The organism is Agromyces ramosus (assembly GCF_030817175.1).
Classification (GTDB): Bacteria; Actinomycetota; Actinomycetes; order Actinomycetales; family Microbacteriaceae; genus Agromyces; species Agromyces ramosus_A.
The window spans coordinates 2,377,049-2,400,599 of the sequence record NZ_JAUSYY010000001.1 but is presented as its reverse complement, the minus strand read 5'-3'; the positions used below and the strand labels follow the sequence as shown (position 1 = coordinate 2,400,599).

Sequence of the window (23,551 nt, the reverse complement as noted above, 5' to 3'; positions counted from 1 at the left end):
GCACGACGGACACGCCTTCGCGAAGCGGGAAGCGACGCCCGCCCCGCCGATGCGCCTGTCGGATGCGTCGGAACTCGTGCTCGTGGCATCCGCGAACCGTGCACCCCGGTTCGATCGCGACGACCTCGTCATGCGCAAGGGCCAGTACGCCCTGCGCAACGGCCACATGACGCCGCAGGAATCGATGGTCGAAGACCTGCTCGCCATCGGTGATGCGCTGGATGCCGCCGGCATCCCCTTCCTCCTCGTCCGCGGCAACGACGACCGCCCGGTCATCGCCGTCGACCGAGCCGAGCGCAAGGCGGTCGCCCGGGCCTTCGCCGAGGCGTTCGCGAACGAGCCGTTCTACGCGGCGACCCTCGCACCCGCGCGCGCAGCCGACGCCCACCCGGTGCTCCTCGCCGACGGACGGCTCTCGGCGCACCGCAAGCCCACCGTGCTGCGCGTGCACCGGCCCCGGGTCGAGCCCATCGGCCGGCTCCGTTACGGCATCGACACCGCCGTGCAGCTCGAATTCTGGCGGTTCGGCGACGAGACGATCGAGGCGCCTGCCGAGAACGCCATCATGCGTCGCACCCTGCAGCGCTCCGAGGCGACCGACGACATCGTGCACCTGCACGGCCGCGACTGGCCGACGATCGAGCACATGTTCGAGCCGCTCGCGAGCGACATCGACTTCGAGATCGACATGGTCTTCTCCTGGGTCGACGGCTCGAGCGACGAGTTCGTGCGGGAGCGCGCGAAGCGCATGCAGAGCTACGTGGTGGGCGAGGGTGACGACTCCGAGGCGCGCTACCGGCAGATCGACGAGCTGAAGTACGCCCTGCGCTCGGTGTACCTGTTCGCACCGTGGGTGCGCCGCATCTTCATCGCCACCGACTCTCCCGCGCCGTCGTGGCTCGCGAAGCACCCCAAGGTCACCATCGTGCGCAGTGAAGAGATGTTCGCCGACACCTCGGTGCTCCCGACGCACAACTCCCACGCCGTCGAGAGCCAGCTGCACCGCATCGAAGGGCTCGCCGAGCACTTCCTCTACTCGAACGACGACATGTTCTTCGGTCGTCCGGTGAGCCCGTCGCTGTTCTTCTCGCCCGGGCGGCATCACCAAGTTCGTCGAGGCATCGACCCGCATCGGGCTCGGCAACACGCATCCGGGTCGCAGCGGCTTCGAGAACGCCGCACGGGTGAACCGCGCGCTCCTGCGCGAGCGCTTCGGCAAGGTCACGACGCGCCACCTCGAGCACTGCGCCGCTCCCCTGCGCAAGAGCGTGATGGCCGAGCTCGAGGCCGCCTTCCCCGAGGAGTTCCGGCGCACCGCCGCGAGCCGCTTCCGCTCGGCGACCGACATCTCGGTCACGAACTCGCTCTACCACTACTACGCGCTGCTCACCGGGCGCGCCGTCGTGCAGAGCGATGCCCGGGTGAAGTACGTCGAGACCACCCTGCGCCAGGCGCTGCCGGCCATGAAGCAGCTGCTGAAGCGCCGCGACCACGACATGTTCTGCCTGAACGACGGCAGCTTCCCCGAGATCTCGGTCGAGGAGCGCACCGGCGCCGTGATCGAGTTCCTCGAGCGGTACTTCCCGTTCGCGGCGCCGTGGGAGAAGCCCGCGGCCGAGAGCGCGAACGCGAGCCTGGCCGATGCCTCCGGGCGCACGGATGCCGCGGCATCCGTGCCCTCAGACCTCACCGCCTGACCCGCGGCTCGGCGGCTACTGCAGCGCCGAGGTGAGGCGGGCGACGCCATCGAGGAACGTCGCCGAGCCCGGCTCCTTGTCCCATTCCTCGAGCGTGAGCTGGCGGCCGGCGTCGCGATAGCCCTGCTCGACCGCGCGCATCTGCTCGACGAACGAGGCGCCGCGCACGAGCAGCATCATCTCGGAGTTGAGGCTGAACGAGCGGATGTCCATGTTGCTCGAGCCGATCACGGCGACGTCGTCATCGATCGACAGGTGCTTCGAGTGCAGGATGTACGGGCCGGGGTACAGCCAGATCTTGACGCCCGCCTGCAGGAGGGTGCGGTAATACGAGCGCTGCGCGTGCCAGACCGAGCCCTGGTCGCCGATCTCCGAGACGAAGAGCTGCACGTCGAGCCCGCGGTAGCAGGCCGAGGTGATCGCGTACAGCATCGCCTCGTCGGGCACGAAGTAGGGGCTCGTGATGATGGCCCGCCGCTGCGCCGAGTTGATGAGCGCGAGGAAGAGGCGGAGATTGTTCTCGGCCTCGTACCCGGGTCCGCTCGGCACCACCTGGCACACCAGGGCGTCGGGCGAGGGGTCGGCCGGCACCGCGGCGACCGGCACGTTCTCGTCGTCGCCGAGGAGTTCGTCGGTCTCGAGGTACCAGTCGGAGAGGAAGACCGTGTTGATCGCCGTCACGACCGGCCCCGTGACCCGCGCCACGAGCTCCTGCCACTGCAGCCCGCGCTTGAGGTTCTTCTTGGAGTTGTAGGTGCGGTCGATGAGGTTCTGCGATCCCATGAACCCGACGAGCCCGTCGACCACGACGAGCTTGCGGTGGTTGCGCAGGTCGGGCCGTTGGTACTCGCCCTTCAGCGGGCGCACGGGCAGCATGAAGCTCCACTTCGCGCCGATGCGGTCGAGTTCGGCATACGTCTCGTCGTGCCCGGCGGCCTTGCCCGAGGCGATGTAGTCGAGGAGCACGCGAACCGTGACGCCGCGCTGCACCGCCCGCTCCATCGCGGCGAAGAACCCCTTGGTCGTCTCGTCGAACGAGACGATGAAGAACTCGACGTGCACGAACCGGGTGGCGGTGTCGATGTCCGCGGCCATGGCGTCGATGGAGCCGCGATAGTCGCCGATCAGCTCGGCCGTGTTGCCGCCCAGTGCGGGCAGCGCGCCGAGCACCCGGTTCTGCTCCGAGAGCGAGGAGAACCATTCGGGCCAGGTCGCCCGGTCGGAAGGGGCGGCGATGCCCTCGGCCTTCGCGGCGATCATGCGGTTGATCTCGGCTTGCTTCTCGACGCGCTTCTTCGGCAGCTTCGAGCTGCCGATGAGCAGGAAGAAGAGGATGCCGACGAACGGGATCAGGAAGATCGCGAGGAGCCAGGCCATCGCCGCGGTGGGCTTGCGCCCCCGCGGCACGATGATGAGCGCCGTGATGCGGATGGCCAGGTCCGCGAGGACCAGCACCACCCCGATGATCGTGGCGAGCTCCGTGCTCATGCGCCACCTCCCCCCTGGTCGCCTGCTCCCCTCGCGCAAGCGGCATCCGCGGCGGTCGAGAGAAGTGGTCCGAGTATGGCACTCCGCCGGCCCGGGGCGGAAGCCTCCGCGTCGGCCGGGGCCGTTCAGCCTGCGAGCACCGGGATGGGCATGGTGAACGGCGGCTCCTGCGGCACGGTCGGCGTCGCGGCATCCGTGACCCTGATGCCCGACTCGGCGAGTCGCCGAGCGCTTTCGCCCGCGTCGATCCAGTCGAGGCTCGGATACGAGCCCAGCGGAACGACCGAGTGCAGCACGGTCGTCGGGTACACGTGCACGAGGTTGAACGCACGCGCGCCGTCGCGGCCGCGGGTGCCGCCGACGGGCACGTTGAGGTCTTGCGTGTAGCAGCTCGCCGACGCGACCGACACGGGCACGCCCGCGAACGTCGCCATCGACGAGTAATGCAGGTGGCCGGCGATGATCGAGCGGATGTCGCTGCCTGCGACGACCTCGGCGAGCTCGTGCTGGTCGCGGAGCTCGACGCTCGCGGCGAGGTCGAGCACGCTCGGGATCGGCGGGTGGTGCATCGCGAGCACGGTGCCGTGCGGCGCCGGAATCGAGAGCTCCTCGGCGAGCCAGTCGAGCTGCTCGGGCGCCACCTCGCCGTGGTGATGGCCGGGCACGGTCGAGTCGAGGGTGATCACCCGGAGGCCGTTGACGTCGTCGACGCGGTCGACCGGGCGTGAACCTGCGACGATGCGCTCGTCGAGGAGGCCGCGCCGGAAGGCGGTGCGGTCGTCGTGGTTGCCCATGACCCAGATGACCTGGGCACCGAGCCGCTCGGCGACGGGGTCGACGATGCGGCGGATGCGCGCGTACGCTTCGGGCTCGCCCTTGTCGGCGAGGTCGCCGGTGAAGACGATCGCCCTCGGGCCGGCCACCGGATGCCTCGAACTCGTCGAACAGCGCCCGCAGGTGCCGCTCGCTCGCGACGCGATCGTAGAGGAGGCCGTCACCGGCGAGCAGGTGGGTGTCGCTGATGTGGAGGAGGAAGTGCTGCGGCCTGGGGTACTCGGCCGTGCGGGTGGTCACGTTTCGTCCCATCGATCGGTGAGTGCGCATCCTTGGGCTTCGGGGTCAACCTAGCCGAACACGCATCCCTGAACGGGTCATGAACACGGGGTGTGACGATGCCGAACGCGTATGAACCCGGTGCGTCCCGCACGCTGGGGGGCGGATCTCCGACAGGATGACGGAGGCCGAGGTCGAGGGGGAACGATTGTCGTCGAAGAAGAACACGCGCAACGCACTGCCGTCGTGGGGCAATGAGGTCTGGCTGACCCGCCGCCAACGGCGCTTCATCGGAACGGTCACGGCCATCGCCGTGGTCGGCTTCCTGATCACGTGGGTCGTCACGCTCACGCCATGGCCGTCGGCGCTCGCGATCCGCTCCGTCTTCGAGAAGGGCGGGGCGGACACCGCGGCGGAGATGGACCGGCACGTGACCGACGCACCGCTGACCGAGCAGCTCGACGTGCCGGTCGACGGCGATGCGGCCGATGACGGGATGACCTTCGACGTCTACTCCCCCGACGACGGTGACGAGCAGTTGCCCACGATCGTGTGGGTGCACGGCGGTGCCTGGATCTCGGGCAACTCGACCAACGTCGACCCCTACCTGCGGATCCTCGCGGCCGAGGGCTACACGACCGTCGGACTGAACTACACGGTGGGACCCGAGGCGACCTACCCGACCGCGGTGCACCAGCTGAACGACGCCCTCGCGACCCTCGATGCCCGCGCGGCGGAGTTCCGCATCGACCCGGAGCGCATCGTGCTGGCCGGCGATTCGGCCGGTGCCCAGCTGGCGAGCCAGCTCGCCGCACTGTCGACGAATCCCGACTACGCGCAACTGCTCAGCATCGACCCGGCGCTCGACGCCGACCAGCTCGTCGGCGTCGTGCTGAACTGCGGCGTCTACGATCTCGACGCGATGTCGGAGTTGACCGGCATCGGCGCCTGGGGCTTCAAGATCGCGCTCTGGGGATACACGGGCCACCAGGACTGGTCCCAGCGCTCATCGGGTGCCACGATGTCGACGATCGACTTCGTCACCGCCGACTTCCCCACGACCTACATCTCAGGCGGCAACGGTGACGCGCTCACCTGGATCCAGTCGCTGCCCATGCGCGACCGCCTCGTGCAACAGGGGGTCGACGTCACGGCGCTGTTCTGGCCGGCCGAGCACGTGCCCGCGCTGCCGCACGAGTACCAGTTCCACCTCGACGGCGAGGATGCGCAGGCGGCGCTCGTCGAGACGCTCGAGTTCCTCGGTGAGGTGACCGGCTGAGCCTCCAGAAGCCTCGCACCGCTCGGGATAGGCTGGGGTGATGCCCGTCAGGCGTTCGCCATCCCGGAGTCGAGAATGACCCGAGTCCGTCTGCCCGATGGTCGGCAGTTCGCCGTCACGTGGTCGATCCCCGACGAGTTCGGCGGGATGACCGATTCGATGCTGCGCCGTTCGGCGGCGTTCAGCCGGTTCGGCGGGGTCGACGTCGACGTGCTCACATTCGATGCACGGCCCGACACCGGTCGCCTCGAGCAGGCGTTGCGCGATCGCGGCGTGCTCGCCGACGGGGTGCGCGTGCGCAACCTGTACGACTGGCTGCGGGAGCATCCGCTGCCCGGCGGCTCGCTGCAGCTCGGCCGCGACGTGTTCACGCCGATCAGCGACGACGACACGACTGACGTGCGTCGTCGCGGCGACCGCGTGATGAGCCGCGCAAGGGTCGACGATGACGGGCGGATCCTCCAGGTCGACCACTACCGCGACGACGGCACCCTCGTGCTCAGTGACCGCCGCGACACGCGCGAGCGCGGCACCGTGGGCGGTCGCTCGGTCGTGCTGTGCGACGACGGCGGCCGGCCCGTGCGCTCGTGGCGGCGCATCTGGCCGCTCTACACCGCGTGGCTCGACGCGCTGACCGACGGCCGGCCGAGCTTCATGATCGTCGACAGCAAGACGATCGCGCGGTTCATGCTCACGTACCGGCGCCCGCACGTCATCACCGCGCACGTCGTGCACGGCTCGCATCGGGCGGCTCCCGACGAGGGCCATCCGATCCGCCGTTCACGCCGTGAGGTCTTCGAGCACCTCGAGGACTTCGACCTCGTCGCCGTGCTCTCGAGGCGCCAGGCCGACGAGATCGAGCGGTTCGTCGGGCACCACGGCACGATCGTGGTGGTGCCCAATTCGCGCGGGCCGCTGATGGGGCCCGAGCCGTCGGCCGATACGCGGATGTCCCTGCAGCGACGCGACCCCGACCGGGTGATCATGCTCGCGGCGCTCACGCCGCGCAAGCGCGTCTCGCACGCGATCGAGGCGGTGCAGCAGGCGAGCGCCCGGCTCGGCAGGCCACTGCGGCTCGACGTCTACGGTGACGGCGAGAGCCGCGACGCACTCGAGCGGCTCATCGACGGCAGCGCCGCCGTGCAATTGCACGGTTACGACCCCGACGCGCGCCGGCGCCTCCTCGAGTCGTCGTTCCTCCTGCTCACGTCGCGCTCCGAGGGGTTCCCGCTCGTGCTCATCGAGAGCATGGCGGCCGGATGCCTCCCCATCGCGTACGACGTCGCCTACGGCCCGGCCGACCTCATCCGCGACGGGCGCAACGGCGTGCTCGTGCCCGCGGGCGACGTCGAGGCGCTCGCGGCCGCACTCGTCCGGGCGCGGACGATGCCGCCCCGGCAGCTCGCGCGCATGCGCCGGCGAGCGATCCGGTCGGCCCGGCGCTTCGACGACGAACGGGTGACCCGGCTGTGGGCGCGGGAGCTTCGCCGCGTGGCGGTGCAACGGCGGCTGTCCCACTCCCCGCGCCTGCGAGCACTTCGCGCCGCTGCGGCGCGGACCCCGATCGCACCGCAACTGCGCTCGCTCGCCCTGACTGCGGCCGCGGCGCTCGATCGCGTGCGCCGCGTCGGCTGAGGCGGCACGGCACGGCGCAGCTCAGCGGTCGGTCGCGGGCGCGGAGCTCCGTCGCGTGGTGATCCGGACGATCGCGAGGCGCATCCCGAGGAGGAGCACCGCACCGCCCGCGTAGACGAGCAGGTCGACCGGGTCGAACGAGCTCCCGAAGAGCAGACGTGCCGGCGGGAATGCGGCCACCACGGTCTGGGGCACCGCGGTGAGCTGAAGCAGCTCGACCGCGAGGGCGAACGCGAACGCGACGAGGGCGACAACCGGGCTCGAGAGCCCCGTCCAGACCGCACTGAGCACCAAGCCGGCGGCACAGACGTAGAGCATGCCGCCTGCGACATCGACGACGGGCGAGCGGTCGAGCAGTTGCAGGCCGAGGCCGAGCGCGAGGCATCCGGCCAGTGCGACGATGCTCGGCACGCGGACGCGCGTCACTCCTTGGGCTTCTTCGGGCCGTTGCCCCGGCCGGGACCGTCGCCGCGGCCTGGCTCCACGCTGGGTGCCGGTTCGACGATGGGCTCGTCGACGGGCGGTTCGACGGCCTCGTCGGGCTGCTCGGGTGCCGGCGCCGCCTGCGGCGGCGCCGGGGTAGGCAGGATCGGGCCGAAGGGGCTGGGCGCCGCAGGGGCCGTCGTCGTGGGGCGCGGATCGTCGAGCATCGAATACGAGTCGGCGTCGGGCTCGGGCTCGGAGATCCCGGCACCCGGCTGTTGGATCAGCGCGATGCCGCCGCCCAGCATCGCCACGGTGGCGATGCCGCAGATGGCCATCATGGCGCCGAGGCGGTGCGTCGACGCCCATGCCGTCGCGACCGCCATCGTCGGGGCGAGCGGCTCGACGACCCGGGCGACGCGTGACTTGGGGGCAGCACGCCGACCGCGCGGGCGGAGCGGGCGTTCGCCCTGCTTCTCGTCGAACTCAGGCACGCTCACCTCCACACGGTCGGGTCCCGACGAGCATCGCAAGCCGGACATCATGGACACGACGGGCCGAGGAGCAGGAGCTCCAGGAATCCGCGGCGCTCGACGCAGCTCTCCGGATCCTCCTGATCTTTCGGGTCGGCCGGGGCCTTCGCTTCGTCGGGCGGGGTCGTCGCTCCGGGCGGACTCGTCGCGTCGGGCGGGTTCGTGGCACCGGGCGCGGCCTCGCCTTCCGGCTGCGCGATCGGCGCCGGCTCGGCAGTCGGTTCAGCCTCGGAGCCCGAAGGCACGTCGGCCGCCTGCTCCGCGGAGTCCTCCCGGGGTGCGGACGGACCTGCGGGGCTGACCGAGGGCGGCGGCCCGGGGCTCGGCAGAATGGGCGCGTAGCTCGTCGGCCCGGCCGAGTCGGTCGACGTCGGCCGGGTCGTGCTGTCACTGGCCAGCTCATCGAGGGCCTGCGGTGCACCAGCGAAGGACCTGGCCGAGAACGCGCCGCCGAGCACGGCGACGACGACCACCGTCACCGCGAGGATCAGCACGTGCGGGCGACGCTCGAGCAGCCAGGCACGACCGGCCACGAGACCGCCGGTGACCGCCGGAGCCGCGTGCCGGCCCCGCCGACGCCGTGTGCCGACCCCGCCGTCACCATGGTGCTCGCCGTCGACCACGTCTGCCCTCGCTCATCGATCACCGTGATGATCCCCCCATTCGGGGGACACGGCACCCTCCGAGGATAGGCGGACACACCGCGCGACTTCCAACCGACATCCGGCTGCGGCCGAAGGTGAGGGCGCTCTCAGCCCTTGTGTCGCGGCTTGCGGTACGGCTTGTCGTCGCCACCGCCGCGACGGGCGGGACCGCCGCTGTCGGGACGAAGCTCGATGAGCCGGCCCGAGATGCGGGTGCCGTCGAGCTTCGAGAGTGTCTCTCCCGACAGGTCGGCCGGCAGCTCGACGAGCGAGAAGTCGGGCCGGATCTGGATGGCGCCGAAGTCTTCGCGACTGAGGCCGCCCTCGTTGGCGAGCGCGCCGACGATCTGTCGCGGCTCGACCTTCTGGCGCTTGCCGACCGCGATGCGGTAGGTGGCCATCGGCTTGCCGCTCGGCCGCATGCGGCGTTCGGGCCGGTCGCCGCGGTCGCCACGGTCGAACCGGTCGCCGTCACGACTCTCACGACCCTTGCCGCGGTCGTCACGCTCGGGGCGCTCGGCGCGGCGCGGCCGCTCAGGCTCGGGCTCGAGCAGGAGGGGCGATTCCCCCTGTGCGACGACCGCGAGCGCCGCGGCCACGTCGACCTCGGGCACGTCGTGGTTGCGCACGTAGTGCGCGATGATGTCGCGGAATCCCTCGATGCGCGAAGCCTGGTCGAGTGCCGCGGTGATGCGGTCGTCGAACCGTGCGAGCCTCGTCACGTTGACGTCGTCGACACTCGGCAGCTGCATCTGCGTGAGCGGCTGGCGGGTCGCGCGCTCGATCGAGGAGACGAGGTTGCGCTCGCGCGGGGTGACGAAGCTGATCGCGTCGCCGCTCCGGCCGGCCCGGCCCGTGCGCCCGATGCGGTGCACGTACGACTCGGTGTCGGTTGGGATGTCGAAGTTCACCACGTGGCTGATGCGCTCGACGTCGAGGCCGCGCGCCGCGACATCCGTTGCCACCAGGATGTCGAGCTTGCCCGACTTCAACTGGTTGACGGTGCGCTCACGCTGCACCTGCGCGACGTCGCCGTTGATCGCCGCCGCCGAGTATCCACGTGCGCGGAGCTTCTCGGCGATCTCTTCGGTCACGCTCTTCGTGCGAACGAAGATGATCATGCCCTCGAAGTTCTCGACCTCGAGGATGCGCGTGAGGGCGTCCATCTTCTGCTGGTACGAGACGACGAGGTAGCGCTGCGTGGTGTTGACCGAGGTCGTGGTCTTGTTCTTGACCGTGATCTCTTCGGGATCGTGCAGGTACTGCTTCGACATGCGGCGGATCGTGGCGGGCATGGTCGCCGAGAACAGGGCGACCTGTTTGTCGTCGGGGGTGTCGGCGAGGATCGTCTCGACGTCTTCGGCGAAGCCCATCTTCAGCATCTCGTCGGCCTCGTCGAGCACGAGGTACTTGAGCTCCGACAGGTCGAGGGTGCCCTTGTCGAGGTGGTCCATGATGCGGCCGGGAGTGCCGACCACGATGTGCACGCCGCGGCGCAGCGCTGAGAGCTGTACGCCATAGCCCTGTCCGCCGTAGACGGGGAGGATGTGCACGCCCTTGAGGTGCGCGGCGTAGCGCTCGAACGCCTCGCAGACCTGCAGGGCGAGCTCGCGGGTGGGCGCGAGCACGAGTGCCTGCGGGCTCTTCTGCGACAGGTCGAGGCGGGCGAGGATGGGCAGCGCGAACGCCGCCGTCTTGCCGGTGCCCGTCTGCGCGAGGCCGACGACGTCGCGGCCGGCGAGGAGGGTCGGGATCGTGGCTGCCTGGATCGCCGACGGCGTCTCGTAGCCGACGTCGTCGAGCGCCTTCAGCACCGGACCGTCGAGACCGAGGTCTGCGAACGTGGTCGCGGCGGGCTCGCGGGGAGCCTCGGCCTCGACGGGAACATCATGTGAGGTCACGCTTCAGGGTAGACCTTCGAAGATGTGTGCCTCCAGTACGCGGCCGGACCGGGTGGGACGAGCGGCATCCGACCTCACGTCGTTCAGGTCCGAGGAGTAACGTTTTCGCCATGGTCGATCGATTCGCCGCCGCAGCGAGCGCCCTGTCGCAGATGGACGGCGACGGCTCGTCGCTGACGCTGCCCATCCTCGATGTCATCCCGGTGACGGGCGCCGCGATCTCCACGCTCGGCGACTTCCTCGGCTCCGAGACCGTCGCGGCGAGCGACGACCTCGCCGCACGCATCGACGAGGTGCAGTTCGATCTCGGCGAGGGTCCGTGCTGGGAGGCGCTGTCGACGGGCAGGCCGGTGCTCTCCCCGCAGCTGGCCGACGTGCGTCGCTGGCCGGCCTTCTCCGAGGCGATGGCACCGCACCGGGTCGGGGCGCTCTTCGCGTTCCCGCTCATCATCGGCCCGCTGCGCATCGGCGCACTCGACCTCTACGCCGTGCAGCCCATGGAGCTCGGTGCACGCGATGCGAAGCGGTCCGAGGTGTTCGCGTCGATCGTCAGCCGTCACGTGCTGCGACGCGCCCTGGGCTCGGCGGCCACGACGGAGTCCGACGATCACGCCCCGAACGCCCGCCGCATCATCCACCAGGCCACCGGCTTCGTCATCGCCCAGCTCGGCATCTCCGCTGAAGACGCGCACCTGCTCATCCAGGGGCAGGCATTCTCTCAGGGCCGATCGATGCGCGAGGTCGCCGAGGACCTCATCGAGCGGCGCCTCACCTACGAGCTCGCCGACAGCTCCATCGAGGACACGCGATGAGCGAGCTGACCCGTGAAGAACGGCTCGTCGACGTCTTCGCGACCCTCGCCGACACGCTCATCGACCACTACGACGTGGTCGACCTGATGCAGACGCTCGTCGACACGTGCGTGTCGACGTTCGACGTCGCGGCGGCGGGGCTCCTCCTCGCCGACGAGCACGGCGACCTCGACGTGCTCGCGTCCACGAGTGAGGAGAGCCGGCTCGTGGAGGTGATGCAGCTGAGTGCCCAGGCAGGTCCGTGCATCGAGAGCTTCCGCACGGCAGCCGTCGTCTCGGTCACCGACCTCGAGCAGGGGCCGCCCGACTGGGAGCCGTTCCGCCGCGCAGCCCGTGCGCAGGGATTCACCGCGGTGCACGCGGTCCCCCTTCGCCTTCGCGAGACGACGATCGGCGCGCTCAATCTCTTCCTCGGCGAGGGCGGCGGGCTGACCGATCGCGACGTTCGCGCCGCGCGCGCCCTCGCCGACGTCGCCACCATCGGCATCCTGCACGAGCGCACCCTGCGAGCGAGCGACGCGGCGCGCGAGCAATTGCAGCACGCGTTGAACTCACGGGTCACGATCGAGCAGGCGAAGGGCATCCTCGCCTACACCCACGACGTCTCGATGGATGAGGCGTTCAGGCTGTTGCGCGCGCACGCGAGGTCGAACCAGCTGCCGCTCGCACTGGTCGCGCGGCAGTTGGTCGATCGCGCCATCATCTTCTGAGGATCGAGCCGCCGCCTACAACCGCACGTCGTACTCGTCGACCATGGTCAGCGGCCGGCGTGAGACGTTCAGGCGAACGGCCGTGGGCGTGCGCAGCCGCTGCGCGGCATCACGAAGACCCGACAGCGCCGCCTCATCGACGAGTTCGACACTCGGCCCCTGCACCGATTCGGTCGCAACCGGCATCGACGGGCCGAGCAGCAACCGGGCCGAGGTCGAGCCGCCGTCGCCGGCCGTGGTCGGAACGTCGATCGTGGCGTATCGGCCCGCTTCGGCGAGCAGGCACGCGTACTCGACCACGGCGTCGGCGAGCTCGTTGCCGGTGAAGAAGTCGTGACCTGCGTAGTGAATTCGCTGCATTTGTCGTACCCCCCGGTACTGCGCTTTCAACGATGGTTCCCATGGTCCGGGGGAGCCGATGCAACGGAGGATAGCAGGCGAAGCCGTGTGCTCCTAGAGCCTTGACGCGGGGCGTCCGTGGGGTGGCTCGTGGTGCAGCACGAGAGGGCCGGCCCCATGTGGACCGACCCTCCCGAGCCGCTATTTCGAACCCGCGGCCGGAGCCGCTGCCGTCACTCCACGAGCGTGAAGGTCACGGTCGTGACGTTGCCCGCCACGTCGTACACCTTCAGCTCGTTGCTGCCGAGTTGGCCGCCGTACGTGCCCGGCTTGATCCCGTTGAGATTCGCGTGCGTGCGGTCGGCCAGATCCTGCTCCACACCGTTCAGTGTGAACCGGTCGATCTTGCCCGCGTCGAACGCCTTGAAGGACACCTTCGTGTAGACCCCGTCGTCACCCTTCGAGTCCGGCTTGACCGTGACCGTCGGGGCGGTCCTGTCTGGCACGGAGATGTCGGTCCGCATCGCCGGCAGCTCCGCCTCGTCGCCGAGGTAGAAGCTGGCGAAGCCCACCTGGTCGTAGCCGGTGTTCTTGTTGGCCACGCCGTTGCGGTACATCGGGTCGTGCATCAGCGTGCGGATGCCGTACTCCGTGGGCGCCAGCGTCGTGACGATGCCCAGCCGGTTCCCGCTGGCGCGGAGGACGAGTTCCTCGCGCCAGTCGCCGAACAGGTCGGCCTTGAGCGTGGGGGTGCTCTTGTTGCCGGTCGACGTGAGGCCGGTCGCGAGGTACGAGGAGGGCGCGAAGGTCAGGTCGTCGATCGTGTTGATCGTGGCCCCGTTGACGCCCATGTGCGTCAGGCCGCCCCCGAACCAGATGGCGTTCTGGCCCTGCGCGATGCCGCGGGGCGAGGCGGTGGTCGTCAGGATCTCGCCGGTGACCATGCTCCTCACCTCCATCGTCGCTCCTGCCGATCCGCCCTGCGCGCCCGGCCAGCGGTTGGAGAAGTTGCCGGCCACGCTGCCCTCGTCGTCGCTCGCGGCGTACACGCCGTAGATGAGCGAGTTCTCGGTGATGACCTCACCCTCCTCGTCGAGACGCTTGCCCTTCATCGGGTCGTAGCCCGCCGGACCGGGGATCCAGCCGTGGTGCACGCCCGTGTGCAAGTCGTCGAGCAGGTGCTCCTCCATGCCGGACCACTCCCTGATGCTGTCGTCCTTGTCGACCGGCAGCAGTGCGCTGCGGTCGCCGTGGCGGAGCGGCGCCCACACGTTCAGCGGGTTGTTCCGGACCTCGTCGGTCGCGAACTGGAAGACGCCGGGCACCGGAGGGACGCTGTTCAGCCCCTCGATCGTGGGCATGATGTCGCCGTTCAGCACCTTCGGCAGGATCTTGGTCCTGTCGGCGCTCAGGCCGAGGACCATCGCCTTCAACACGACCTCGTCCCAGCCATCACCGTCGAGGTCGGCGGAGGTGGTGAAGTGGTTGCCGCGGTTCTGGTAGTCGTAGGCGGTGCCGCCCAACGACCAGTACTGCGGGTCGGCCGAGTCGAAGTTCGCCTGGAGGTTGACCTGACCGTCGACGATGTTGAAGGCGGCGAGGGTCGTCCGGTGGTAGTAGCCCCGCTGGGAGACCGCGTACTTGTTGACCCCGTCAAGCGCTGCCACGACACCGACGTACCGGTTGGGGCGGTTGCCCTGCGCGTCGCCGTACGAGGCCGCCTTCCAGGGGTGCTCGAGCCAGTAGGCCTCGGACTGCGCCATGATCTGCGCCTTGTAGTCGTTCGCCGAGGTGCCGGCACCGGGACCCGGGAAGGCCAGGTAGGAGTAGTTGCCGCGCTGGGTGGCGGGCGTCATGGCCCAGTTCTCGCCGTCGACGCTCGCTTCGTAGGGGAACGGATACTTCTCGCTGTCCACGAGCACGCCCTTCCCTGCCTCTGCGTCCCATTCGAAGGCCGAGAAGAACTCCTGGTCGTCCTTGGCCGGGCCGATGGGCCCGACGTGGTACGTCTTGATCCAGCGCTTGAGGGCCGGATCGTTCGGTCCGTCGTTGCCGCCTCCGGCGGTGGGGCTGCGGTACGAGATGCTGAAGCTGTTCAGGAGCGACCAGTAGGTGTCCAGCGCCTGCTCGTTGCCGGTGGCGAAGTACTCCTTGAACTTGTCGGTGGTGGTCTGGAGTCCGTCTTCACCGCCCACGACGCCCGATTCCGGATACACGACCGACTGCGACGCTTCGTCCCAGTTGCCGATGCGGGTGCCGAGTGCCGTCTTGAGCATCAGCTCCGACTTGCCGTCACCGTCGAAGTCCTCGGCGAACAGGGTGGTCTCGTGGTCGTTGGCAGCCCGCACGTTGTAGCCCATGTCGATGCGGAACAGCAGCGTGCCGTCCTGCTTGTACGCGTCGATGTACTCGGGGGCGGTCGTGGTGTTGCCGCCGCCGAAGATCGGCTCGGAGTACATGGGGTCCTGCTGGGTGCTGCGCCACTTGACGACGATCTCGTACTCGCCGTCTCCGTCGAAGTCGCCCACCGTCATGTCGTGCGTCGAGTAGGCGCTGCTCTGCGAGGTGTGGATGGCGCCCGCAGCCGTCTTCGCGTAGGGCAGCGAGGTGCCCGCGTCGAGGTTCTCGACGTACGTGATGAACTCGGCTTCGAGCTCGCTGTACAGCGCATCGGTGATCTTGCCGTTGACGAGCGAGTTCGTCAACGGTCGATCGGAGGCATATGTGGCGACGCCGAGGGCATTGGGGGTCGTGTTGTGCTCGTTGAGCTCGGCGACCCAGCCGTCGAGCTGCTCCTGAGTGACGGTCGCCTGATCCTCGTACGCCACACGGAACGCCTTCAGCAGGTCCATGTCGACGACGTACCAGTTCTGGCCGCCCGTGTTCGGCACGACCATGTTGGCCGCGCTCAGGTTCGTGCCGGGGCCGAACCGGTTACCGCGATAGGTGAAGTGCGCGAGCGGCACGGGTGCCGGCGCCGGCTTCATCGGGATGTAGTGCACGGCGCCCCTGTTGGCCTGCCCGGCCTGGCCGGCCAGGCTCGACAGCATGGCCACGCTCATGCCCTGCCGCTCCCCCTCGACGCCGTCGACGACCGGGGCGACCTCGTAGACGGAGGTGAGAGCGCCGTCGGGGTCGGTGTAGTTCGACGGGGTGACGTCTTCCTTCACGATGCCGGGGTTCGTCTCGTAGTTGCTCTCCGGCTGCACGTCCCGCGGCGCGATGGTCGCGATCTTCGCGAAGTCGGCACCACCGTCCTTGCGGTAGACGTTCCACGACAGGCCGTCGGGCTCGTCACCGAGGAATCGCCAGCTCAGGAAGACGCCGTCGGCGGTCTGGGCCGCGACCAGGCCGCGGGTCAGGTGCTCCACCGGGCGCAGGTCGGACTGGGGGCCGGCGGCCACGGCCGGGGCGCTGAAGCCGAACAACGACAGGCCTACGGCCACCGACAGGGAGAGGGGTATGACTTTGCGCAGCGCGGTTCGCGCACGTCGTGATGTGGTGCTGGTTCTGGGTTGCGAGATGGACGTGACCATGCCTGCCTTCTTCGTCGAAAGTGTGACGGGGTTCCGTGCCCGGCCGATTCCGTGGGAATGCGCTTTCCAGTCCCGAAGATATGCCCGCCCGAGGTCGATGTCAAGATCTGATCGAAACGATTCGCGCCGACATGCGCGCGGTGCGAGGCGGCAGACTGGTCGCGTGATCGAACTCCGGGACTCCTGGGTGCTGCACGTCGACCTCGACCAGTTCATCGCGGCCGTCGAAGTGCTGCGGCATCCCGAGCTGGCCGGAAAGCCGCTGATCGTCGGCGGCCGCGGAGACCCGACCGAGCGGGCCGTGGTGTCGACCGCATCGTACGAAGCACGTGCGTTCGGCGTCGGTTCGGGGATGCCGCTGCGCATCGCCGCTCGCAAGGCACCCGATGCGGTGATCCTCCCGGTCGACGCCGACACGTACCTCGCGGCATCCGAGGAGGTCATGGCGACGCTGCGGGCGCAACCCGGCGCGGTCGTGCAGGTGCTCGGCTGGGACGAGGCGTTCGTCGGCGTGCGGACCGACGACCCCGAAGGATACGCCCGGCGGTTGCAGCGGGCGGTGCTCGAGCGCACCCGGCTGCACTGCAGTGTCGGCATCGGCGACACCCTCGTGCGAGCGAAGGTCGCCACGGGGTTCGGCAAGCCCCGCGGCGTGTTCCGGCTCACGGCCGACAACTGGCTCGAGGTGATGGGCGAGCGCCCGACGATCGAGTTGTGGGGCGTCGGATCGAAGATCTCCCGTCGCCTGGCCGGGCTCGGCCTCACCACGGTCGCCGAGCTCGCCGCGGCAGACCCCGAGGGCCTCGTGGCCGAGTTCGGCCCCAAGATGGGCCCGTGGTACGCCCAGCTCGGCCGGGGCGACGGCGCACGCGTCGTCGACGACACACCGTGGGTGGCGCGCGGGCACAGCCGGGAGACCACCTACCAGCAGGATCTCACCGAGCCCGCACAGATCGAGGCGGCGGCGCTCGAGCTCGCCGCCCGCGTGCTCGAGGACGTCGCGGCCGAAGGCCGCCCGGTGATCGGCCTCACGCTCAAGGTTCGCTACGCGCCGTTCATCACGAAGGTCTTCACCAAGAAGATCCCCGAGACCTTCGAACGCGAGGTCGTGCTCACCCGCGTGCTCGGCCTCGTCGGACGAATCGAGCCCGACCGGCCGATTCGGCTGCTCGGCCTGCGAGCCGAGATGCCCATGCCCGACGACGCCCGCGAGGGCCACACGCCGACCCGAGGCGGTTGGTAGCCGACCGCCGGAGCGCGAGTCACTCGAGCGACGCCCACCTCACCGCTGGTCGCCTGAAGTGCGCTCGAGCTGACCGATCTCGGCGCCATCGCTCCCGGTGATCGTCATGGTGTCGTCCGAGACCGTCGCCTGGCTGAGCTTGTCGAGCCAGGTGTCGACGTCGGGACACGCCATCCGGGTCGACGCGACCGAGTCGAAGTAGATGAGGTCCTCGCTTTCGACCCGCCACGAGCCGCTCAACTGATTGCAGCCGTCGGTTCCGCTGAGCGAGCCGTCTTCATCCAGCGTGAGCGACGGCTCGGTGGTGTCGGTGGTGTCACCCCAGGTGCCGACCGGATCGATCGACGCGTCGCCCGGCGCATCGGTACATCCCGTGAGCGCGAGTGATGCGACGAAGAGGGCGGCAACACTGCCGAGAATCCGAGACATGCTCGCAGCCTACTTCGCACGACGCTTCGAGCGTCAGCGGCTCCTCGCCGCGTCACGCCCCGAGTCGGGGGCGAGCGTCGGCGGTGACGAATGGACGATCGCCACCACCGACGCGGCGTCAGCGGAGCGTCTTGCGAGTCACCTCGACGACCTCGCTCACGTTCCCGGCGGAGTCGACGGCGCGGATGGACACCACGGTCTTCGCATCGACCTCGAGCGGGCCGGTGTACTCGGCCCACTCGGACGCTGCTCCCTTCTTCTTCTTCGTCGAGTACTCCACGCGCGCGACGCCCGAGAGCTCGTCGCTCGCCTCGATGACGATCCGCTTCTTCCCGTCGAGCGAAGCCGCGACCTCAGGGGCCGTCGCGTCGCGGGGGCACCTCGACCTCGACCGGCTCAGAGACGTTGCCCGCGGCATCCGTCGCCCGGAATCGCACCGTGTGCACGCCGTCGTCGTCGATCTGGAGCGGCGCCGAGTAGGCCGTCCAGTCGCCGTCGCCGAGCTGCACCTCGATCGAGGGCGCCTCGTCGCGGTTGTCGAGCGCGGTCGCCGAGACCGTGACCGTGCCGGTGTGCCAACCGGTGGCCGGCGTCTCGGGGTCGACCGCGGGTGTCACGACGGGCGCCTCGGTGTCGGGCACCTCGACCGGCGGGGCCTCGTAGACCTGCCACTCCTTGATGCCGAGGCTGCCGGCACCCGACGTGGTGCCCGTCGCCTCGAGCTGCAGGCGCAGCTTCGTCGTGGTCACCGCGGCGAACTCGACGACGTTGTACGCGTCGACCTCGACCCTGTAGGCACCGGATGCCTCGACCGGCACCCAGGCGCCGGCGTCACCGGCCTCGGGGTCCCAGTACTCGGCGCTCCAGCTCTTCGGCACGTCGATGCCGAGACCCGCGCCGTCGAGGTTGGAGATGAAGTACACGCCGAGCTCGCCGATCGTGACCCTTTCCGCCCAGTCGTACTGCACCCACTGCGTGCCGATCTCGGGCCAGGCACCCCACACGTTCGCGTTGTCGTTGGGCGTGACGTCATCCGACGAGGTCGGCTGCACGTCGTCGTTGAGCCCGGTGACCCGGTTCCAGCCCGCCGTGACCGAGGCCGTCGGCGTGGCGAGCAATGCGACGTTGCGACGGTGGTTGCCATCGCTCGCCGGCACGGTGCGCTCCTCGACGGCGCTCACGTTGCCCGCGGCATCCGTCGCCTGCAGCTCGATGCGTACTTCGTCGAGGCCGACGAGGATCGTTCCCGCCACGGGACGCCACTCGGTCTCGCCGGCGAAGCGGTACTGCACCGAGGCGACCCCCGAGCCGGCGTCGGCAGCCGTCGCCTTCACGGTGCGTGCGACCGCATCGGTGACGATCGTGAGCGCCGGGGCGAGCTGGTCGAGGCGGAACTCCGCCTGCGGCACGCTCGACACGTTGCCCGCGGCATCCGTCGCCCGTGCCTCGACGGTGTGCGACCCGTCGGACGACACGGCGACCGGCCCGGTGTAGGCCACCCAGCCACCGCCATCGACCCGCACCTCGACGACCGGCGCCGGATCGCGGTTGTCGCTCGCAGCGACGGTCACGGTGACCGGTCCGGTGTGCCAGCCCGATGCGGGCGGCTCAGGAGCCGTCGTCAGCGAGACCGTGGGCGCCTGGGTGTCGGCGCCACCCGAGCCGCTGCCGACGGTGACGGATGCCACGGCCGCCGTCACGCCTGGCAGGTCGGTCTGCACCTCGCCGTCGATCGAGAACTCGCCGTCGGTCGCGTAGTCGGCCGGATCGACCGCATCCCACTCGACCGGCAGGTCTTCGCGAGAGCCGTCGTTGTAGAGCACGCCCACGGCAGACGGCAGGTCGGGCGCGACGCCGGCGGCGGTGTGCACGTCGACCTCGTCGACCGCGTTCACCTGGCCGGGCGGCGTGGCGCGCACCCACACGGTGGCGGCGGCCGGTACCGGCGAACCCGGCACGATGCCCGCGACGGCGAAGCTGCCCTCGCCGGCGACCTGCTCGGCCGTGATCGGCGCCCAGGTCACGTCGAGGTCGGTGTGGCTGCCGTCGGCGAATGTGCCGTCGACGGTCGCGGGGAGGGTGGGAACCTCCCCCACGCCGGTACGCACATCGATCGGCTCGATCGCGACGGGCGCGTCGGCGAAGACCTTCCACTCGCTCACGCCCACGGCAGCGAAGGTGGTGCCCGAGCCCATCGCGCTCAGCACGACGCGCAGGCGGGTCGTGGTGACGGCGCCGAAGTCGGTCGTGTTCGGCTCATCGCGAAGCACGCCGTACCCGGTCGGGCTCGGCACGTCGATCCACGCGCTGCCATCCCAGTACTGCGCCCTCCACGCCTTCGGCACGTTCACGCCCGCGGTCGAGTTCACGTTGCTCTGGTCGCGCCAGAAGCTGAGCTCCATGCCCGACACGCGCACGGGTTCGGCCCACTCGTATTGCAGCCAGCGCGTCGCGGGGTGGTTGCCCGACCACGTGCCCCACAGCTCGCTCTGGGCGCCGCCGGTGTGCAGGATGGTGCCGTTATTGACGGCGTTGACGTTGTTCCAGCCGGCCGTGTACTCGGCCGTGGGCGTCGCGTCGGGGGCGACGTTCAGCCCGCGCGTCGCCGCCTCGCCCTGCACCGTCACGTCGACGAAGCTCGAGTTCTCGCCGTCGTCGGCCGTGAGTCGCAGCACGTAGGTGCCCGCACTCGAGAACCGGGCGACGGTGGATGCCGCGTGCGCGTCGTCGAAGAGCACGGTCGCGCCCTCCGGCGCACTCACGATCGACCAGTCGACGGCGAGTGCACCGCCCGGCAGGCCGTCGTCCTTCGCGGTGCCGACGAGGGCGGCCTCGCCCGCCGTCGAGGCGGCGACATCCTGCCATGCGGTCACGAGCGGTGCCTGGTTCGTCGACGCCGGAGCCTCGACGCCGGTGCTGAAGACCTGCAGCTCCTTGATGCCGGTCTTCGCGCCCCCGGCGTGGGTCACGGTGATGCGTACGGCATCGCCCGTGACCTCGGGGAACTGCACGTGGTTGAGGTTCGCCCGCGGGTGGGCCGGAGTGCGTGCCTGGAGCGGGATCGTCGACCACGTGCCGCCCTGGCGCACCTCGAGCGAGTAGAGCGAGGGCTCGCGGTACCCGGCGACCGTCGCGCTCGACGAGCTGTCGTAGAAGAACACGCGTGCGTCGTCGAAGGCCTGCTCACCGCCGAGCTCGACCGTGAGCGAGTCCTTCGCGTTCGGCGAGCCCGCAGTGCCCCAGAACGGCTCGTTGATGGTCGTGCCGTTCACGGCCGCGGCCGGTGCACGGCCGTCGGCCGAGAAGGTGGCGGATGCCTCACCGCCGGCCGCGAGGTTCTCCGAACCCGTGCTCGCGGTGGCGACATCGGCACCCGCTTTGGCGAAGAGGTCGATGACGCGGGCGCGGTCGGCGAACCGGACGTCGGCGGGCGCCTGCACGGCCGAGGCGGTCGCGGTGGTGACGGTCGCATCGCCCTCGACCTCGACCTCGCCGGTGGCGGGGTCGTAGACGACGTGCGCGAGGTCGTCGACCGAGAACGCGAGCTCGCCGTCGAGGAAGACCGAGTAGCCGTCAGGCACGGATGCGCCGTAGTGGTCGGTGCCGCCGGGCTCGTCCCACGTGACCGTGAGGTCGCGGTCGCGGTAGCGGATGTTGTTCGCCGTGAAGTGGTCCCACCCGATGCCGATGGGGTCGAGCTCGATCTTCGCGTCGCTGCGCGGGCGCAGGCCCATCGCGTCCTCGATCATCGTGAAGTTCGTCGCGCCGAGGATCGTGTGGTGGATCCACGAGCGGTACCCGATCGACTGCGGGTCGGCCGACCCGTCGGCCCAGAACTCGTTCTGGTCGGGCAGGCGGTTGTCGCCGCCGTTCTGGTAGTGCGCCCAGGCGTTCCAGTAGAGGAGCTTCTTGTACCAGTCGGCGTCGATCGCATCGGTCGGGTAGTCGCGCAGCACGCGGGAGAGCATCCGGAACGTCACCGTCGAGTTGATCACCGAGAAGTTGTTGCTTCCCGGGTCGCCCCCTGCGGCCGCCTCGGCCTTGTCGGCCTGGTTCGCCGTGTAGAACGGGAAGATCGGGTACTCCGAGTCATCCGCGAAGAGGCGCAGCGCGTCGACGTAGGTGTCGTCGTAGTCGGGGTCGCCCGGCTTCGGCACGAGGCCGACCGAGAACGGGTAGTAGTTGTTGATCTCCTTCCACGGCACGTGCTCGCCCGACTCGTGGAGGTGCTCGATGAGCTTCGTGTCGGCATTCCAGAGCAGGTCCATGACCTGCGACTTCACGTTCGCGGCGAAGGCGTCCATCTCGTCGGCCTTCGCGTCGTCGCCCGCGACCCGGTATGCGGCGGCAGCGGCCATCGCGTTCGAGTAGAGGTAGGCGTTCTCGGCCCGGTCCATGTAGCCGGGCTTCCAGTCGAACGACACCGCATCGGCGTCGTTGCCGGTCATCGCGCCCCAGTTGTACTCGATGAGGCCGTTGTCGTTGCGGTCGTAGGCGTCGATCAGGCCCTCGACGTCGTACTCGGCGTACTTCGCGAGGTTCTCGGCGATCGCGGTCGGTCCGCCGTGCAGCTGGTACGAGCGCCAGGCGGCCTCGGAGATGTACTGGGTGTAGCTGTTCGACCAGTTGGCCGGGTCGCCGGGGTTGTCGACGAACTTGTAGCTCTTCGACGTCTCACCGGCGGAGACCCACGGTCCGTACGAGTACACCGGGTCGCGGAAGTACTTCAGGTCGTCGATGAACATGCCGGTCGTGAGCACGATCGAGTTGTTGTAGCCGAGCACGCCCTCCATCGAGGTCGGGAACTGGTACGTGTTGCCCGGGATGTCGGCGTCGAGGAAGTTGAAGCGCATGAGCCACCAGCGGTAGAACAGCGTCTTGTCGATGTTGTCTTCCGGGGTGTCGAGGTAGGGCACGTTGTCGGCCCACCACTGGTTGTAGGCGGTGACGTGCGAGGTGTACGCGGCGGCCGGTGTCGCGGCGCGCACAGCGTCGTACTCGGTGCGGGATGCCGCGATCTCGTCGGTCACGAGACCGAGCTGCACCTTGGTGGTGGCGCTGCCCCCGGCAGGAACGGCGACGGATGCCACGAGCGCCCCGTCGGCCGGGGCGAAGCCGTCACCCGAGAACCGCGGGTGCAGGGTCGTGAGGTCGTTGAGTGCATCGACCGTGCCGGTGAGCTCACCGCCCTGGGCGACCGCCGCGTATGGCGAGACGGCACGGACCGTGACGTCGAGCGCGGGGCCGGTGGAGCGCAGCTCGAGGTTCGTGGTGAGCACGTTGGCGTCGGTGATGAACTTCGTCTGTACGACCTCGAGCCCCACGCCGGCGTTGCGGTGCACGCTCCGCCAGTAGCTCGGCGTCTGCTTGCGCAACGTCGGGTCTTCAGTGAGCGCGACGTTCGCGCCGCCCACCTGTGCCGTGATCGTGTAGCCGCCGCGGCCGTCGATGGCCTCCCAGTACGCGAGCTGGCCGCCGAACCCGAGGGTGCCGGGCGTGTGCTCCTTCATGAAGGCGGCCCGCCCACGGGTGAACAGCCACTGGTTGTCGTCGCCGTGGCTGCCGGCCGTGCCGGTGCGAGCCAGCATCTCGTCGATCCAGAAATCGTTTTCGGCACTCGTGCCGGCTCCGGATGCCGCGTCGGCCTCGAAAATCGCCTGGAGCTGCCCGCCGGGCTCATAGTCCACGCCCGTCGCGGGCACCGGGTTCGCGCTCCCCGCGAACGTCGGATACCCGATGTCGGCATTGTCGGCGACTGCCGGTGTCGCCAGCAGCGTGCTGCCGATCACTGCTGCAGTGGCGGCGGCGGCGAGCGCCCCGCGCGCCACC

At 69.7% G+C, this 23,551-nt stretch carries 15 protein-coding genes and 2 pseudogenes; 6 read left to right on the top strand and 11 right to left on the bottom strand.

What is annotated here, in order from left to right:
* The first annotated feature begins 49 nt into the window (after positions 1–49).
* Positions 50–1,697: pseudogene (locus QFZ26_RS11260) on the top strand (stealth family protein).
* A gap of 15 nt (positions 1,698–1,712) precedes the next feature.
* On the opposite strand, the gene cls reads toward QFZ26_RS11260, so the two are convergent.
* A complete protein-coding gene (cls, locus tag QFZ26_RS11255; RefSeq protein ID WP_307042108.1) occupies positions 1,713–3,185 on the bottom strand; it encodes a cardiolipin synthase in 1,473 nt (490 codons plus the stop codon).
* Positions 3,186–3,310: 125 nt separating this feature from the next.
* A pseudogene (locus QFZ26_RS11250) lies at positions 3,311–4,271 on the bottom strand (phosphodiesterase).
* 145 nt (positions 4,272–4,416) lie between these two features.
* Here QFZ26_RS11250 and QFZ26_RS11245 point away from each other — a divergent pair.
* Together QFZ26_RS11245 and QFZ26_RS11240 are read left to right on the top strand one after the other, a co-directional pair.
* Positions 4,417–5,517: an alpha/beta hydrolase gene (locus QFZ26_RS11245; RefSeq protein WP_307042106.1), complete on the top strand. Its 1,101-nt coding sequence runs from the start codon at positions 4,417–4,419 to the stop codon at positions 5,515–5,517.
* A 75-nt stretch (positions 5,518–5,592) separates the two neighbouring features.
* Complete coding sequence (locus tag QFZ26_RS11240) at positions 5,593–7,152, top strand: glycosyltransferase (RefSeq protein WP_307042104.1); 1,560 nt, start codon at positions 5,593–5,595, stop codon at positions 7,150–7,152.
* A gap of 21 nt (positions 7,153–7,173) precedes the next feature.
* On the opposite strand, the gene QFZ26_RS11235 is transcribed toward QFZ26_RS11240, so the two are convergent.
* The 4 genes from QFZ26_RS11235 to QFZ26_RS11220 all read right to left on the bottom strand — a co-directional run bounded on the left by QFZ26_RS11235 (position 7,174) and on the right by QFZ26_RS11220 (position 10,653).
* Entirely contained in the window at positions 7,174–7,578 is a 405-nt protein-coding gene (locus tag QFZ26_RS11235; RefSeq protein ID WP_307042102.1) for a DUF2809 domain-containing protein, read from the bottom strand.
* Positions 7,575–8,069, bottom strand: coding sequence for a hypothetical protein (locus QFZ26_RS11230; RefSeq protein ID WP_307042101.1), 495 nt, complete (start codon positions 8,067–8,069; stop codon positions 7,575–7,577). Before QFZ26_RS11230 ends, QFZ26_RS11235 begins: the two co-directional genes overlap by 4 nt.
* A gap of 47 nt (positions 8,070–8,116) precedes the next feature.
* The gene (locus QFZ26_RS11225; protein ID WP_307042099.1) at positions 8,117–8,731 is read right to left on the bottom strand and encodes a hypothetical protein; all 615 of its coding nucleotides are present in this window, start codon (positions 8,729–8,731) and stop codon (positions 8,117–8,119) included.
* A gap of 128 nt (positions 8,732–8,859) precedes the next feature.
* Positions 8,860–10,653 (bottom strand): DEAD/DEAH box helicase, encoded by a 1,794-nt coding sequence (locus QFZ26_RS11220; protein WP_307042097.1) that lies wholly within the window; start codon positions 10,651–10,653, stop codon positions 8,860–8,862.
* Positions 10,654–10,763: 110 nt separating this feature from the next.
* On the opposite strand from QFZ26_RS11220, the gene QFZ26_RS11215 reads away from it, so the two are divergent.
* The gene (locus QFZ26_RS11215) at positions 10,764–11,465 is read left to right on the top strand and encodes a GAF and ANTAR domain-containing protein (protein WP_307042095.1); all 702 of its coding nucleotides are present in this window, start codon (positions 10,764–10,766) and stop codon (positions 11,463–11,465) included.
* Positions 11,462–12,175: a GAF and ANTAR domain-containing protein gene (locus QFZ26_RS11210; protein ID WP_307042093.1), complete on the top strand. Its 714-nt coding sequence runs from the start codon at positions 11,462–11,464 to the stop codon at positions 12,173–12,175. The genes QFZ26_RS11215 and QFZ26_RS11210 overlap by 4 nt, the downstream gene beginning before the upstream one ends.
* 15 nt (positions 12,176–12,190) lie before the next feature.
* Here QFZ26_RS11210 and QFZ26_RS11205 read toward each other — a convergent pair whose 3' ends face one another.
* Positions 12,191–12,535, bottom strand: a complete 345-nt coding sequence (locus QFZ26_RS11205; protein WP_307042091.1) for a hypothetical protein — start codon at positions 12,533–12,535, stop codon at positions 12,191–12,193.
* 212 nt (positions 12,536–12,747) lie between these two features.
* Positions 12,748–15,942: a rhamnogalacturonan lyase family protein gene (locus tag QFZ26_RS11200; protein ID WP_307042090.1), complete on the bottom strand. Its 3,195-nt coding sequence runs from the start codon at positions 15,940–15,942 to the stop codon at positions 12,748–12,750.
* A gap of 271 nt (positions 15,943–16,213) precedes the next feature.
* On the opposite strand from QFZ26_RS11200, the gene QFZ26_RS11195 reads away from it, so the two are divergent.
* On the top strand, positions 16,214–17,293 hold the full coding sequence (locus QFZ26_RS11195) for a DNA polymerase IV (RefSeq protein ID WP_444876239.1): 1,080 nt from the start codon (positions 16,214–16,216) through the stop codon (positions 17,291–17,293).
* Positions 17,294–17,332: 39 nt separating this feature from the next.
* Here QFZ26_RS11195 and QFZ26_RS11190 read toward each other — a convergent pair whose 3' ends face one another.
* From QFZ26_RS11190 to QFZ26_RS11180, 3 genes are all read right to left on the bottom strand, one after another.
* Positions 17,333–17,722, bottom strand: a complete 390-nt coding sequence (locus QFZ26_RS11190) for an META domain-containing protein (RefSeq protein WP_307042088.1) — start codon at positions 17,720–17,722, stop codon at positions 17,333–17,335.
* 118 nt (positions 17,723–17,840) lie between these two features.
* Positions 17,841–18,002, bottom strand: a complete 162-nt coding sequence (locus QFZ26_RS11185) for a chitobiase/beta-hexosaminidase C-terminal domain-containing protein (RefSeq protein WP_307042086.1) — start codon at positions 18,000–18,002, stop codon at positions 17,841–17,843.
* 73 nt (positions 18,003–18,075) lie between these two features.
* Positions 18,076–23,550 (bottom strand): OmpL47-type beta-barrel domain-containing protein, encoded by a 5,475-nt coding sequence (locus tag QFZ26_RS11180; RefSeq protein WP_307042084.1) that lies wholly within the window; start codon positions 23,548–23,550, stop codon positions 18,076–18,078.
* Position 23,551: the final 1 nt, after the last annotated feature.

What these genes read in the sequence shown, in the direction of transcription:
- QFZ26_RS11205 (WP_307042091.1), bottom strand. Translation starts at nt 12,535, where the DNA reads ATGCAGCGAATTCACTACGCAGGTCACGACTTCTTCACCGGCAACGAG.
- QFZ26_RS11190 (WP_307042088.1), bottom strand. Translation starts at nt 17,722, where the DNA reads ATGTCTCGGATTCTCGGCAGTGTTGCCGCCCTCTTCGTCGCATCACTC.
- cls (WP_307042108.1), bottom strand. Translation starts at nt 3,185, where the DNA reads ATGAGCACGGAGCTCGCCACGATCATCGGGGTGGTGCTGGTCCTCGCG.
- QFZ26_RS11215 (WP_307042095.1), top strand. Translation starts at nt 10,764, where the DNA reads ATGGTCGATCGATTCGCCGCCGCAGCGAGCGCCCTGTCGCAGATGGAC.
- QFZ26_RS11240 (WP_307042104.1), top strand. Translation starts at nt 5,593, where the DNA reads ATGACCCGAGTCCGTCTGCCCGATGGTCGGCAGTTCGCCGTCACGTGG.
- QFZ26_RS11245 (WP_307042106.1), top strand. Translation starts at nt 4,417, where the DNA reads ATGACGGAGGCCGAGGTCGAGGGGGAACGATTGTCGTCGAAGAAGAAC.
- QFZ26_RS11210 (WP_307042093.1), top strand. Translation starts at nt 11,462, where the DNA reads ATGAGCGAGCTGACCCGTGAAGAACGGCTCGTCGACGTCTTCGCGACC.